Annotated in this window: 8 protein-coding genes; 3 read left to right on the top strand and 5 right to left on the bottom strand. The window is 42.1% G+C overall.

Annotated features, from left to right (window positions below; genetic code table 11):
* Positions 1-29: 29 nt before the first annotated feature.
* From ACH11B_RS15735 to ACH11B_RS15725, 3 genes are all read right to left on the bottom strand, one after another.
* Positions 30-3,131: a TonB-dependent receptor gene (locus tag ACH11B_RS15735; RefSeq protein ID WP_013666156.1), complete on the bottom strand. Its 3,102-nt coding sequence runs from the start codon at positions 3,129-3,131 to the stop codon at positions 30-32.
* Between the two features lie 370 nt (positions 3,132-3,501).
* Positions 3,502-5,166: a RagB/SusD family nutrient uptake outer membrane protein gene (locus tag ACH11B_RS15730; RefSeq protein ID WP_130857565.1), complete on the bottom strand. Its 1,665-nt coding sequence runs from the start codon at positions 5,164-5,166 to the stop codon at positions 3,502-3,504.
* A gap of 11 nt (positions 5,167-5,177) precedes the next feature.
* Positions 5,178-8,168: a TonB-dependent receptor gene (locus tag ACH11B_RS15725; protein ID WP_013666154.1), complete on the bottom strand. Its 2,991-nt coding sequence runs from the start codon at positions 8,166-8,168 to the stop codon at positions 5,178-5,180.
* A 230-nt stretch (positions 8,169-8,398) separates the two neighbouring features.
* Between ACH11B_RS15725 and ACH11B_RS15720 the strand changes: the two genes are divergently transcribed.
* Genes ACH11B_RS15720 through pelA form a run of 3 tightly spaced genes read left to right on the top strand, consistent with a single transcriptional unit; the run spans position 8,399 to position 12,077 of the window.
* Positions 8,399-9,397 carry a pectinesterase family protein gene (locus ACH11B_RS15720; protein ID WP_289552742.1) on the top strand — a complete coding sequence of 333 codons (999 nt, stop codon included), beginning with the start codon at positions 8,399-8,401 and terminating at the stop codon, positions 9,395-9,397.
* A gap of 8 nt (positions 9,398-9,405) precedes the next feature.
* Positions 9,406-11,040, top strand: coding sequence for a glycoside hydrolase 43 family protein (locus ACH11B_RS15715; protein ID WP_130857688.1), 1,635 nt, complete (start codon positions 9,406-9,408; stop codon positions 11,038-11,040).
* A gap of 2 nt (positions 11,041-11,042) precedes the next feature.
* Complete coding sequence (pelA, locus tag ACH11B_RS15710; RefSeq protein WP_377609611.1) at positions 11,043-12,077, top strand: pectate lyase; 1,035 nt, start codon at positions 11,043-11,045, stop codon at positions 12,075-12,077.
* Between the two features lie 249 nt (positions 12,078-12,326).
* Here the strand turns inward: pelA and ACH11B_RS15705 are convergent, their stop codons facing one another.
* Positions 12,327-14,807, bottom strand: coding sequence for a glycosyl hydrolase family 95 catalytic domain-containing protein (locus ACH11B_RS15705; RefSeq protein ID WP_377609613.1), 2,481 nt, complete (start codon positions 14,805-14,807; stop codon positions 12,327-12,329).
* Between the two features lie 157 nt (positions 14,808-14,964).
* Positions 14,965-15,948 (bottom strand): pectinesterase family protein, encoded by a 984-nt coding sequence (locus tag ACH11B_RS15700; protein ID WP_289552739.1) that lies wholly within the window; start codon positions 15,946-15,948, stop codon positions 14,965-14,967.
* Positions 15,949-15,954 lie beyond the last annotated feature (6 nt).

The following is a 15,954-nucleotide window of genomic DNA, read 5'->3' as shown; positions in this document are numbered from 1 at the left end:
ATCGTTATATTAAATCGTCAATAATCAAATTAGAACTTAAGATTTACACCCAATTGATAAGTAACTGTACTTGGACCATTACCGTTCTGTAAGGAGGTAGTTGCATATTCCGGATCCCAACCTTCGTATTTGGTAAAAGTGAATGGGTTAAGTATGTTAAGGTATACGCGTAACTGACTTATTTTCGCTTTCGACAACATTTTGCTTGGAAGCGTGTAACCCAAGATAATGTTTCTTATTTTTACAAAAGAGGCGTCAGTATATTGTCCGTTACTGCCATAATATGGTCCGGCGTTATTAATAGCCGGATATTTCCCGTTTTCGTTTCCAGCGGTAGGTGACCAAGTAGCCGAGGGAGATCCGTCTTCTTTTGTACCCCAATTATTCCAATCGTATCTATCGATCCCTTGAGGCACGAAATAATCGAAGCGAATTTTAGGTCTTCCACGCTGCGTATTACCTGGGCCAAATTCTTCCAAAAATCGATCCTGTACAAAAATCCCTTGACGAGTAAACAAATCAACTGATAAATCCCAGCTTTTGTAATTAAAAGTTGAGCGAAGATTGGCAGTCCATTTAGGATTAGGACTACCCAAAATTACCCGGTCGTTAGCCGCTGTAATAATGCCGTCACCGTTAATATCCTCTACTCGTGCCTGACCCGGCTGTTGCCCCCATCGCGCAGCTTCCTCCACTTCATCCGATTTCCAAATTCCTACAACACGATAGTCGTAAATTACCTCAATAGGGTGTCCGATAAACCTTTTTTCGCCCATTACATCTTCCTTTTTACCATAAAGAGATTCGATGGCATTTTTATTATGAGCGAAATTCAGAGAGGTAGTCCATTGGAAATTAGGCGTACGGATATTGGTTGAGTTTAGGGAAATTTCAATTCCGCGATTGCTTACTGAACCAATATTATCTGTCATGGTAGCAACACCCGATTCAATAGCCAACGATCTACTCATTAACAAGCCATCGGACAACTTATCATAGACATCAAGTGATCCATAAAGTCGTTGATTGAAAAAACCAAAGTCCAGTCCGAAGTTCAGCTCCCGTGTCTTCTCCCACGTAATTGCAGGATTGACTGGATAGCCTGGTCGGAGGCCGGAAACTGCATTACCATCGCCAAAATCATACCATATCAATTCATCCGAAATCGGTGTTTGCATTGATCCGTAAGGGCTAATTCCGTTATTGTTTCCCGAGTAACCAAAACTAAATCGAGCCTTTAAATCGGAGAGCCAATCGGCCTTCATAAATTCTTCTTCTGATAAGCGCCAACCTAGTGCAAAGGAAGGAAAAGAGGCCCATTTGTCGGCCAATTTAGAGCTTCCGTCATAACGGATTGTTCCGGTAACTAAGTACTTTCCTTTATAATCATAGTTAACACGTGCGGCATAAGAGATCAAACCAGACTCGTTATATGAAGTTAGTGAATTGTCCCGCATTAAGTTACCTGTAAATAAATTATACCACTGAGAATCGTAAGGTAAATTCTGGGTAGCGGCCTGTATTCTTTCAAATCGAGTTTTATAAAAACTGTTTATAAGGGTGGCATTTAAGTGATGATTATCATTAAAGGTCTTATTATAGGTTATTTGATTATCCCAGGTATATTCCAAACTTTCATCATTTTGTTGATAAGCCTCATTCTGGTTCCTATTACCTGGCACAACGTCATAGTATTGTCCCACTCGCTCACGGGTAAATCGTGGCATGATGGTACTTTTTATAGAGAATCCATCAAACAGGTTTACTTGCGCGTAGGCGCTTGCTAACACGTCATACCGTCTAGTCTCTTGATTACCGCTATTAATCTCTTGCAGTGGATTGGGTGAGCTCGTAAAGTTTCCACTACCTTGAATAGATGCGGCAATACCGGGTTGTTGAATAAGATTACCTTGATCATCATACGCACGCAAGATAACGGGCATTCGCATAATATCGCGATAGCCGTACTGGCTTCCTTGATTAGTAACGGTATGGGATAAATTAATGGTACCTCCTGCCGAAAAAAACTTGGATCCCCGGTGGTCGATACTCAATTTCATATTGTATCGCTTTAGGTTTTCGTTGATAAAATTACCTTCTTCATCTTGATAACCTAAACCGAGATTATAAGCTAGATCACTTGAGCTTCCACCAATATTTACATAATGATTTTGCTGATGCCCATCTTGTGTACCCAAAGCAAGCCAATCTTCATAATCTTCATCAAATAGACGTTGTTCCAATAGCGGGCTTCGCTGTAAAACAGAATTTCTATTAGCGGGCGTTAATTCATACTGACCTAAATTGGTGTTATAAGTATAGTAGGCCGACGTGCGGAAGTCTACCCATTCTCGTCCGCTCATAAAATCCGGTAATCTTGCAATTTTACGAATGCCGTAGAAACCATCGTAAGTCACTGACATTCGCGAACCATGATTACTGCCAGCATTCTTTGTTCGCACAATAACAACGCCGTTCGAGCCGCGCGAACCGTAGATGGCTGTCGAAGAGGCATCACGCAAAACGTCAATTTGCTCAATATCGGCTGGATTTAAAAAATTGATATCGCCCATCACTACGCCATCCACAACATACAAAGGGCTTCCACCCGCTAACGAGTTTTGCCCCCGGATCTGGATATTAAATCCACCGCCGGGTTTTGTTGAGGTGGAGCTGATATCGACCCCCGGAACAGAGCCTTGTAAAGCAGCCATAGCAGAGGTAGTTCCACGAGCTTTTAAAGTCTCGGAAGTGACCGAACCGACGGCACCTGTAAGGTCTCCTTTTTTCATCGTCCCGTAGCCGACTACGACCACCTCGTCTAAACCTGTTGCATCTTCTTCTAGAGTAATTGTGAGGGTTTGTTGTCCGTTAATAGGAATTTCCTGCATTTTGTAACCCAGGTAGGTAACGGTTAACACGGGGTTCTGCGTATTTGGCAGCTGTATGTTAAACGCTCCGACATCATTTGTACTTGTAGTTGTACTTGTTCCTTTTACGGCTACCGTTACACCAGGTAGCGGCTCTTGCGCTGTATTGACGACCTTTCCGGTAATTGATCTTGTTTGGGCAAACGAAGAGCAATAACTGAAAAATAAGAGCCCAAAAAGCGTCCATAATTTTTTAGTCATAATGGTTCTAATAAGTTAATAGAAATTGTGGATTTATTGGTTAATCAAAAAGCTATGATTGGCTCGTTGATAGCTACAAGATACATGGATAAAAAAGAAATCCCCTCAAGAGATCTCGTAAAAAACTACGCAATCGTTGCCGGCAACGATTGCGTAGTTTTAAGCCTTAAGCAATAGGCAATATGCTGGAGGCTAATTTGAGTAATCAAGATATAAGTATCAGGACACCTGCCTGACGGTAAGCAGGTAAGTATAAAGACTAATCATCACATTGGCTAATCATCACATTGGCTAATTCACCACTTCCCTACTTGACAACTCAACTACTTAACTACTTCCCTACTCAACTATTCAACTACTCAACCACCTGCTACTGATATCCCGGATTTTGAGTAAATTCACTTTTATTGGTTACGGCGTCTAATTGGTTTTGAGGGATTGGACGAAGCATATGATAATCTCTGAAATAAGTAATCGCATGTGGGTTGTATTTTTGCAGACTTTCTTTTAATTTTCCGGTACGTTTTAAATCAAACCATCGCATCTGCTCTCCCGCGAACTCTCTTGCCCGTTCCTCTAATATAAAATCGAGCGTTACATCAGCAGCGTTAACATCCATTTCTTCTTTATGTCCTTCTTTTGCAGCACGTTCACGAATAATATTCAAATAAGTCACGGCCTCCTCGTTATTGCCGGTTTTAAAGGCAGCTTCGGCTACGATCAAGTACATTTCGGCTAAGCGAATAACAAAAGCATCCCGAACACTCTGCGCTTCGTTTATACTTCCTCGGGTGTTATCCATGAACTTTTTAAGTGAAATATAACGTAGCCGATTCTTCGATGAGCCATCTGTATTATAAATATCGCCATCATCATAGATGGTGTAATTTTTTGTTGCACGTACCGAGGCCGGAACCGTATACTTTGAAATAAATACGGCTGTGTCGCCAACATTCATCCCTGCAGGTCTTCCCGACGCATTCGGTTGATTACAATACCATACGTTCTGAAAAGAGGCTTCAAATCGGCTATCGATGTTTTCATTAAAAAGATATAATAAATATCTTGATGGCTGATAACGGTTAAAAGGCCGACCATATTCCAAGCTTCTAATCACTCCCGGTTGATCATCATACTTCATCAGGAAAAGCATATGGGCACTATTTGACCCTCTATTATCTCCATCCGGATAAACATTATCGTCCTGTTTGTCATTATCGTTCAGATTAGAAGAATAATTAACGGCATAAACAATTTCACTATTTTGGAGATTGTTCATTCTCCATAAGTCAGCATAATTAGGCAGTAAAGCAAAACCATAATCACTAATTACCTTTTTAGCTAAAGCACCCGCTTCGGCATTCAACCCTCTGGTTAAGTATACACGTGCCAAAAACGCCTCCGCAGCTGGCTTTGTTACGCGCCCATAATCAGCGGTAGTAGGCGCTAAATGATCAACAGCAAAACGTAAATCTTCGATAATTAAGTTGTAAAAATCATCGACACTCGATTTCCTTGCTTCTGTAACGACACCTACTGTTTCCTCGGTTGTCAAATGGACGCCTCCCCAGGTTTCTACAATGTGATAGTAATAGAAGGCGCGCAGAAATCGAAATTCCGCTGTCCGCTGTATTTGCAGTGCCTGATCCATCCCCGAATTTCCGACTCTTGCGATACCGGCATTACATACATTAATGGCCTTGTAAAAATTAGACCATACTTCCTGTAAGGCGCCGTTGGTTGCTTGAAGATTTTGATAGGTCGTAAGATCCGGATATACATCACCCGCACCATTGGTCCATAAGTCGGTACCAGTTTCTCCTATATTATAGCCACGCTCCTTACCATACCACCAACGTTGATAACTATAAGCGGCATTAACCAAGGTCTCAAAACCTTTAGGTGTTGTATACAAAGTCTCGTCGGTAATACCACTGAGGTTCTCCTCATCAAGCATTTTTTTGCATGAAGTTAGTCCAGCTGCCAATAAAAAAGCAGCGATTAAAACTGTTTTATATCTAGTATGTACAATCATTATAATAGCCTTTAAAAGTTAACATTAATACCTGCCACAATTAAGCGCGTTAAGGGAGCTGATTCACCGCCTCCACGCTCCGGATCGTATCCGTTAATGGTTTTGGTCCACATCGCCAAGTTTCTACCCGACACATATACCTTCAATTTAGCTAAGCCCCATTTATCCGTCACGGAAGTGGGTAAAGTATACCCTAGGGTTACATTTCTCAATTTCACAAAAGAGCCGTCCGTATAACCCAAGGTAGAAGTATAGAGCATACTTGTTCTACTTAAATTGGCATTAGGCCGTGGCCATTGATTACTAGGATTTTCGGGTGTCCAGTAACTAATATCAGCTGTGCTATTTTCAACGGCTTGGGGATCGTATCGGGTCAGGTAATTGGCGTTGATCATTTGTCCAATGCGCGCAAAAACATTAATGTTTAAATCGAAATTTTTATAGCTAAAATCGTTGTTCCAACCCAAGCTCCATTTAGGCACTTGCGAGCCTACTACTACGCGATCACCATCTGCGGTAATCACGTTATCGCCGTTCTGATCTTTTACTCGTATGTCACCGGGTCTTTGACCATATTGACCCGCTAGTTCTTCTTCTCCTAGTTGCCAGATACCGAGCTTTTCATAATCGAAATAAGAATTAACGGGATAGCCAACAACTACGTAACGAGCATCCAAGCTGATCACATCTTGGTTATCGATCAGCTCTTTCACCTTTTCAATATTTTTGGTAAATGATACCGTACTGTTCCATTTAAATTGGTTGTTGCTTATTGGAGCCGCATTTAACATAAACTCAATACCTTTATTTTCTGTTTTACCAATATTTTGTGTAACGAAAGAATAGCCGGAAGTAGGTGGCAGGATTCTATCGAGCAATAAGTCGCTCGTACTGGTGTGATAGAGTTCTAAGGTACCGTTTAGTCTTCCTTTGAACAATCCGAAGTCCAACCCGATATTGGTGTTAGCCGATTTTTCCCAACCTAACTGGGGGTTTCGTGAATTGTTTGGAAAACCGTATCCAGGAGCAGACGCGTCACCATAAGCAAAAGGGATTCTGGTGAGCGTACTCTGCGATGAATAAGCAACGACTGAAGAGTTGCCGGAAACACCATAACTTGCTCGCAATTTAAGATCGCTAAACAACGATTGCTCCTTCATAAATCCCTCATCTACGATACGCCAAGCGCCCGCTACAGAAGGAAAAAAGTCCCATTTGTTCCCTACAGCCAGCTGACTAGCACCATCCGTCCGTGCCGTTAGTGTCAACAGGTATTTTCCTTTATAACCATAATTTACCCGAGCGGCATACGATAGTAGTTTTGTTTCGGTATAAGCGCTGGTTATAGCGAGGTTTTGCGTATTCGAACCAAGGTTATAAAAGAAATTATTGTCTAATAATTGATTTTCCCCTTGCGCTGTCGCATTCTCGGTATCATTATAAAGGTATTCACTGATACCTGTTATACTGAAATCATGTTCACCGAAAGTCTTCTGGTAATTCACAATTGCTTGCCAGTTATAGCCTAACCCATTGTTTGTCACATAGGTAGCGCGTGAATTCGCTCCGTTACGACGAATTGAGTAGGAACCCTCATATAAACCATCGCGTAAATTAGAAAGATTTACTGCAAAGTTACCGCGAATACTCAATCCTTCAACGGGTTTAAACTCCGCAAAAACGGTTGGGAATACACGGAGTGTTTTTACATTGTTTTTGTAATTGCCTGGTTGCTCATCTGCCAAGGGGTTGATGGCCCCACCCTGTCCGGGGTAAATAATATAATTACCTTCTGTGTCAAAGGGTGTATTCAGCGGACTAATTTTATTTGCCTGATTAAGCGGATCGGCACGCTTGTTTTGATCGTAATAAGTTAACTGGGTTTGCGTTCCCACTTTAAGTGTACCGGCCACTTGGTAATCAAGATTTAACCGAGCGGTATAGCGTCTGGCATCATCCATTTCGAATAGTCCCTTTTCATTGAAAAAATCAACCGAGAAGTAAGATTTCAGTTTCTCCGTACCCCCGGAAATGTTTAGCTGATAATCCTGTTGATGTCCTGTTCCTAATAACATATCCGCATAATCGGTAGAAACATTGTTTTCGATAAAACTGAGTTGCTCATTACTGAATATTTTGGCATCGTCGGCCGGACTGCTCCAAACACCCGTAGTACGATAAGCTTCCCTACGTAAAGCCACATATTCCTGTCCGTTCATTACGCGCGGATATCCCGCCACGTTTTGTACGCCGTAATAAGCATTAAAGGAAACCTTAGGAGCACCGGATACACCTCGCTTGGTGGTGACAATGATCACACCATTCGCTCCTCTTGAACCATATATGGCAGTGGAAGAGGCATCCTTTAACACTTCCATACTTTCAATGTCATTGGGGTTGATATCCTGAATGCTGGAATATTGCATCCCGTCAACAATAAAGAGTGGTCCATTGCCAGCGGTAATGGAGCGATTACCTCTCACAGTAATGCTTACACCGGATGTGGCAGAACCGCTTTGTCGCACAATATCTACTCCAGGCGCTTTTCCTTGTACTGACTCCATTACATTCGTAGTAGGTAATTTTGTTAGCTCTTCACGCGCGACTGAAGTGACTGCTCCTGTGAGATCCCTTTTTTTAACCGTGCCATAGCCGATTACTACTACCTCATCCAAGTTAGTTGCGTCTTCTTCTAACACGACATTTGATAATCTCTTTGGTGCATCAATTGGTATCTCCCGGGTTTTGTATCCCACATAATTAAAAACCAAGGTAGCTGGCATCGCAGGCAGTGTTAAGCTGAATTCTCCTTGATTATTTGTACTGGTGCCAGTGGTGGTTCCTTTCACCAACACGCTGACAGCAATTAGGGGTAACCCTTCTTTATCGACCACCTTTCCTGTAACGGTCCCATTTTGTCCAACCGCAAAGGATAAGTTAATCCCCGTCAGACAAAAAAACATAATAAAAAAACTGCTGATTCTTTTAGGTAATTGCATCATTTTGATTAGCTAGTATTAATTTTGGCTTGTGATTTTAATTGCTTAGCATCTGATTCGCAAGTATAGAATTATCCCAGTGTATTTCCAACGTTGGCATCACTTGAAATTTACGCAATCGATCCCGGAAACGATTGCGTAAAAATTATCGTTCTGCCCTGCTAGCATTATAAAAATTCTCCCTATTCTTGTTCTACGGACCAATCAGAAAATCCATAACCTTCCTATATATTATGAAGAGGATCGCACTATTGATTATTATATTCGGCTGTATATTTCATCATTCGATTTTTTCCCAAACCGTTTATCCGGATCGCTTTATTGTTAGCCAAGAGGGCGATGGCGACTTCCGTACGATTCAAGAAGCAGTCAATGCCGTGCGCGACTTATCACAGCAACAGGTTCGGATTTATATCCGAAAAGGTGTTTATAGAGAAAAGATAGTTATCCCGTCATGGAAAACGAATATTTCTTTCATTGGAGACGGTACCGGGCAAACAATCATTACTAACGCAGACTATTCCGGGAAGTCCTATACGGATACGGTTGATGCCTTTGGAAAAAAAGCCTTTACAACCTATAATTCATATACGGTTTTGGTGCAGGGAAATGATTTTACCGCTGAAGGACTGACAATACAAAATACAGCGGGTCGCGTTGGCCAAGCAGTGGCTTTGCATGTGGAAGCGGATCGGGTTGTCATAAAAAACTGCAGGCTCTTGGGGAATCAAGACACACTCTATACAGCCACGGAAAACAGTCGACAATACTACGTCAATTGTTATATTGAAGGAACCACCGATTTTATATTTGGACAGGCTACTGCAGTTTTTCAACGGTGTACTATTCATAGTTTAAGTAACTCGTATATTACAGCAGCATCCACAACACCACGGCAAGCCTTCGGCTTTGTCTTTTTAGATTGCAAGCTTACTGCAGATAAAGAAGCAACGAAGGTGTATCTTGGCCGACCTTGGCGCCCTTATGCCAAGACAGTCTTTATACGCTGCCATATGGGTCCACATATCCTTCCGCAAGGATGGGACAACTGGCGTAACCCGGCAAACGAATCAACTGCTTATTATGCAGAATTCCACAGTGAAGGACCGGGAGCTCATGCAGCAGCTCGCGTGAAATGGAGTAAACAGCTGACAGAAAAAGACATAGAGTCTTATACGCTTAAGCAGATATTAAATTACCAGGATCCTTGGAATCCGACAACTAACAAGTAAACATGAAAATGCTACGAAACACAGGCTTATTATCCTTATTGTTAATAGTTTGTTCCCTCATAAAATCGACAGCGCAAGACAAGCCTTATGTCTCGCAGGTTTGGGTGGCCGATCAGGGCAACGGTACCTATAAGAATCCCGTGCTTGACGCCGATTATTCCGATCCCGACGTCATTCGGGTAGGTGATGATTTTTACATGACAGCTTCCAGCTTTGATGCCGTTCCCGGTTTACCAATCTTACATTCGAAGGACTTGGTAAACTGGCAGCTTATTGGACATGCCTTAAAAAGGCAGCCGCCCTTTGATCACTTCTCAAAAACGCAACATGGCAACGGGGTTTGGGCACCATCCATCCGTCATCATAATGGTGAGTTCTATATCTACTATGGTGATCCTGATTTTGGCATCTATATGATCAAAACAAAAGACCCGTGGGGTGATTGGGAGGAGCCGGTGCTTGTTGAAGCAGGTAAAGGAATGATTGATGTTTGCCCTTTGTGGGATGACGATGGCCAAGCTTACATTGCATATGCATATGCCGGTAGTCGCGCCGGTATTAAAAGTATCATAGCCATCAAGAGGTTAAGTGCTGATGGCACAAAAAACCTAGACGAGGGTACGATTGTTTATGATGGGCATGCTTTAGATCCTACGATTGAAGGACCTAAATTTTATAAGCGGAACGGATATTATTATATCATGGCGCCAGCTGGCGGAGTAGCCACGGGCTGGCAGCTCATACTACGTTCAAAAAACATCTACGGCCCTTACGAAAGGCATGTAGCCATGGAACAAGGGAATACAAGCATCAATGGGCCTCATCAAGGTGGATGGGTAGACACGCAGAAAGGTGAAGATTGGTTCCTTCATTTTCAGGATAAAGATGCTTATGGAAGAGTGGTGCATCTTCAACCCATGAAATGGGTAAAGGACTGGCCTGTTATAGGGAAAGATGTGGAAGGAAAAGGAACGGGTGAACCGGTTTTATCCCATCAAAAACCGAATGTGGGAAAAAACTATCCTATACAAACACCTGTCGAAAGTGATGAGTTCAATGATCGAGCCATGGGCAAACAATGGCAATGGCAAGCCAATCCGAAGGCCACTTGGTCGTTCTTTTATCCTGAAAAGGGCGTACTGCGACTTTATACACAGCAGGCTCCGGACAGCGCCCGCAATTTATGGGATGTTCCAAATATATTATTACAAAAATTTCCCACGGAAGTATTTACAGCAACCACAAAGGTCACTTTCTCACCGAATGAGAAAATAAAGGATGAAAAAACCGGTTTAATTATCATGGGGCAAAGTTATGCCCATTTAAGTCTAAAAAACGGGCAAGACGGCATAGCGCTGGTATACGGAGAAGCGAAAGATGCACATAAAGGTGCAACAGAAAAGGAGAGAATTATCTCGAAAATAAAAACAAATACGCTTTACCTTCGTGTCCGTGTAAATGCCGGCGCGCAATGTCAGTTTAGCTATAGCGAAGATGGCAAGACATTTATAGAAATTGATGCCTTATTTAAGGCCACTCCCGGGCAATGGATTGGCGCAAAAGTTGGCCTTTTTAGTACCCGTTCAACCCAAATCAACGATTCCGGATGGGGCGATTACGACTGGTTTAGAATAGAAAAATAAGTATGCTTGCGTTGAAATGTTTTCGGTGGCTTAGTTTAATTTTTTTGCTCTGCTCCTTTGGTTTTGTACAGGAGCAGGAAAAAACGGATCCAACGGCTGAAAACATGTTGTTATTACAAAGAAGCTGCGGTGGCTGGTCCAAATTTTTCAACAAACAAAAAGTGGACTATCAGCATGTATTTACGACATCAGAAATTGCGCTTGCTGAGGAACAAAAAGATTTAACGGATGCTACGATAGATAATAATGCAACCAGTAGCGAAATCCGCTACCTGATCAAGGCGTATGAGAAAACGCAGAATAAATTATATTTAAGTGCGGCAAAAAAAGGCATTAATTATCTTATAGAAGCTCAATATCCCAATGGAGGGTGGCCGCAGTATTATCCCGACACCCATCTTTATCGATCGCAAATCACGTATAATGATCGCGCAATGATCAATGTCTTGCGGATTATGCAAGACATTGTGGCAGCAACAAACAGCTTTGGTATTCTTGGAGAAGACTATAAGCAAAAGGCAAAAAAGGCACTTTATTTGGGTGTCGATTGTATATTGAAAACGCAGGTTATAATAAACGGACAAAAAACAATCTGGGCAGCACAATATGATAAAGATAGGCTACAACCGGCAAAAGCGAGGGTTTATGAATTACCTTCGCTTGCTGCTGCTGAGTCTAGTGATGTTTTGCTTTTCCTAATGGACCAGCCAAAATCACCTCTATTAATAGAAGCAATCGAAACTGGTGTGAAATGGTTTGCCGATCATAAAATTGAGAATAAAGAAGCTGTAATTATTGAAGATTCAACGCAACCTAGTGGAAAAGATCGTGTACTGGTTCACCAACCGGGAATCGACTGCTGGGCTCGCTTTTATGATTTAAAGCAGCAAGAACCTTTGTTTGTCGGACGCGATGGTGTACCTCGTCAGACACTTTCAGCTATTGAAAACGAGCGCCGCATAGGCTATGCTTGGTATGGAAATTGGGGAGATAAAGTAAGGAAGACCTATAAAAAATGGAAGTTGAACCAATTTTAATGGGGTAATTATTCGTATCTTTGTAAATCCTTTCTCATTCACAATTAGTATCTCATTTTTTTAAAAGATATCAAGTTGTCTAAATCCACGTTAAGTCCACATCAAGTCCACCTTTAGTCCACGTTATATCCACCTGTCATTCAGTATATCTCCGCTACCCATTGGGTATTCCTTCGGTTTCTATAGTGCGTACCTATATCGGATATAGCTCGAATGGAACAAGAATGTAAATGGGCTTTCACAAGTATCTTACTTTAAGAGAAAATAAGTCTTTCCCTTTTTAGTTGGTAAATCATATTCCTCGAATTCTTCCGTATAATTTGCCGCTAATTGACCTATGTGACTAATTGGTTCTTTAATTTCGGGTACCTTATATAAGAGATTCGAATTTTCGCCTATTGCTTTCTCTACAGCAAGTTTATCGACCATCTTCGCGCTAGCAATCCGGATTCTGCAATTGCCTCCAAGTCGAGAATGTACCTTCAGCTTTTGTAGCTTACCATCTTTCCATGCTATGTCCACAATAAAGCCACCTCGGGCTTTCAATCCTTTCACCTCACCATTCTGCCACTGATCGGGCAAAGCTGGCAAAATGTGTAAACAACCATCATGCGATTGGATCAGCATTTCAGCTATTCCCGCGGTACAACCAAAATTTCCATCAATTTGAAAAGGTGGATGTGCGTCTAACAGATTAGCGTAAGTACCGCCTGCTTCGCCGTTGCCATCATTAGCAGCAGGACTCAGTTGATCAGCTATTAATTTATAAGCACGATTGCCATCTAGTAACCTTGCCCACCAGTTTACTTTCCAACCCATAGACCAACCAGTTGATTTGTCGCCCCGGAAAACAAGTGACTTCTTAGCGGCTTCAAAAAGAGTAGGGTGCCGAATAGGTGATATCTGTGCAGCGGGGTATAATCCATAGAGATGAGATATGTGCCGATGACGGTCATCTGCGCGATCCCAATCTTCCATCCATTCCTGTAACTGTCCGAGTTTACCGATCTGCATTGGGGGCAATCGTTTTAGTTTACTAGCTACAGTGTCCATAAAATCTTCGTCTACCTGCAAAACATGTGCTGCTTCCAGAAAATTTGAAAAGACATCAAAAACCAGTTGATTATCCATAGTAGTCCCGGCTGAGATACCTACACCCGATTGGTAAGAATTTTCGGGTGACATCGATGGCGCTACGACTAACCATTTATGCTTCGGCTCTTCCTGCAGCACATCTACATAAAACTGCGTTACTCCTTTCAGTATCGGATAATATTTAGCCAAGAAGGCATTGTCTCCGTTAAACAAGTAGTGTTGCCAAATATGTTGCGAAAGCCACGCTCCACCCATTGGCCACATACCATAAAAACCACCATCGATAATCCCCGTAACACGCCATATGTCGGTATTGTGATGCATGTTCCAACCCCGAGCACGGTAATAGTTCCAGGCGCTTTCCTTTCCTGTAACCGATAAATCTTCGAGCATAGCAAACAAAGGTTCATGCATCTCGCTCAGATTGGTTACCTCGGCAGGCCAGTAATTCATCTCGGTATTAATATTAACGGTATACTTACTACTCCAAGGAGGTGATAATTTATCATTCCAGATTCCCTGCAAATTGGCAGGCTGCGTGCCTGGACGGGAAGAAGAGATCAACAGGTACCTGCCAAATTGAAAATAAAGCGACACCAATTGCGGATCATTACCTAAATGAAAATCCGCCACTCGTTGATCAGTGGCTTTATTCATAGCAACTGTTTGGCCCAGGTCTAACGATACACGATCAAAGTATCGCCTATAATCTTCTACATGCTTTGATTTGATTTTTCTGTAGCTTTTTTTCAACGCGGTGTTTAGGTAATCATCAGCCCGTTCGCGAGCATCCCCACCCAAATCATGATAATTATTGAAATTTGTTCCGATAGCTATATACACCGTCAATTCATCCGCTTGACGTACACGCAACATTTCTCCTTCTGCTTGTAGCGCCCCTCCTTTTACTTTCGGTTCTACAGCAATTGAGAATTTAACCTGACCTTTTTTGTTCTGCTTATCTCCCGAGGTGCCGTTTACATAGATTCGATTGCCAATAAAATGTTGTTGATGTATGAGATGCGGCGTATTCAATTTCAAATTGCAGCTTATACTTCCTGCTCTATCAGCGGTCACGCGCATCATTATTACCTGATCATGAGCTGTGGCTAAGTACTCTCTTTTATAGGTTACCTCACCTACTCTATAAGTCACCGTAGACAACGCATCAGCAATATCTAATTCGCGCCGATATGCCACTGTTTCACCCTCATGTAAAAAATCAATCCATAAATCACCCGCAGGTTGATAGGACATACCGTAATTATTGTTTGCTTCCGGTTCCCTTGGCATTTCTTTATTCGAAAGGTCTTGAGCCTCTTTGTATTTTCCTGCAAATAACAGACGCCGTATTTCCTGCATAGTCGAATACAAATCTTTGCTACTATTATTTCCCGGTCCGCCCGACCAAATGGTCTCTTCGTTCAGCTGCAGATGATCTTGCTTTACACCACCAAATAGCATCGCTCCCAACCGACCGTTACCGATAGGCAAGGCCTCGTTCCAATGGGCCGCGGGCTTATCATACCAAAGTTTGTATGAATCCGATCCGGTCGCATTAACTGCTGAGTAAATGAACACAACTAATAAAAGAAGGATATATGCACGTTTCTGTAGAAAGGTTGTTTGCATCATAGGATATAACTTAATGGCATAATCGGTTATCAGGTTCAATATTACTAAAAACCTTCCATTTTTCCAACGTTGGCATTCGGATGTATGCAAAATTATTATTCCCCTGATTGATACGGCCGTATACAACACGGTTTACGCTTATAGGACCATATTAACATTAACGGTTAAAAGGAGCCCAATCACCTAATATCTTTTCTTTAGTATATTCCTCAACGTCTTCCTTATTCAGAATCTTAGCCCAATCGACCCTTTTGTCGGAATTTGCGCCAGCGCCCTGACTATTGTACTCCGCATAAAAAACGGTCCTTTCATTTTCTTCTTTTCCCCAATTGTCCCAACCTTCAGGACGAATATGTTCGCCCATATCACAGTTAATATAAACCACTTTCGAATAAGGACGCCAAGGTCGTCCTAAAGCCGCAGAAATGGCAGCATTTGCCGCTGCTAGTTTGCAGTTGATAAATACATAACCATAGGATTTGCCTTGTGGAGTAGAAGCTGCCGTCACATAGCCATCACCTTTGCTGTGCAATTCACATTCCATGAAAAGAGCGGTTGCTGCGCCAAAAACAAAATCTACCGTTCCTTCGATATAGCAATTTTCAAAGTATTGCAAACTTTCCTTGCTTTTATCATCTTGGGGCCCTTTTGTATAAAGTGTATCTTGGAAGCCTAAGAATCGACAGTTTTTAAATGCTACACGATTACCGGTTATGTTAACAGCAACCGCTTGTCCCACGGGTCCGGAGGAATTCGCAAATGTTAGATTTTCAGCGGTGAAATCATCCGCCTCTATAAAAAAAGAAGAAGATCCGGTAGTGCCATAGTTCTTTCCTGTTTCCGGATTAAGTTTGGCAGCAAAATTATCGTAGGTCAACAAGGTCTTATGAGGATCTTCTCCCAGTAATTTGACACGCCGCTTTGAGGACTTTAAAAGGAGACGTTCTTTGTAGACACCGGGTCTTATCAAAATAGTGGTAACATTTTTGCTGTAATCCGGAACAGCATTGAAAGCCTCCTGAATGCTTTTAAAGTCTCCCGAACCATCCTGTGCTACAACGATTGTCGATTGCTTTACCGATGCTAACCCATAAGCCATACTGATAATTAAGAAAACAATACTGCTTAAAGCTCTTCCCATGATGTA

The organism is Olivibacter sp. EAT-5 (assembly GCF_044784325.1).
GTDB classification, from domain to species: Bacteria; Bacteroidota; Bacteroidia; order Sphingobacteriales; family Sphingobacteriaceae; genus Olivibacter; species Olivibacter oleidegradans.
This window is presented reverse-complemented; position numbering and strand designations above follow the sequence as displayed.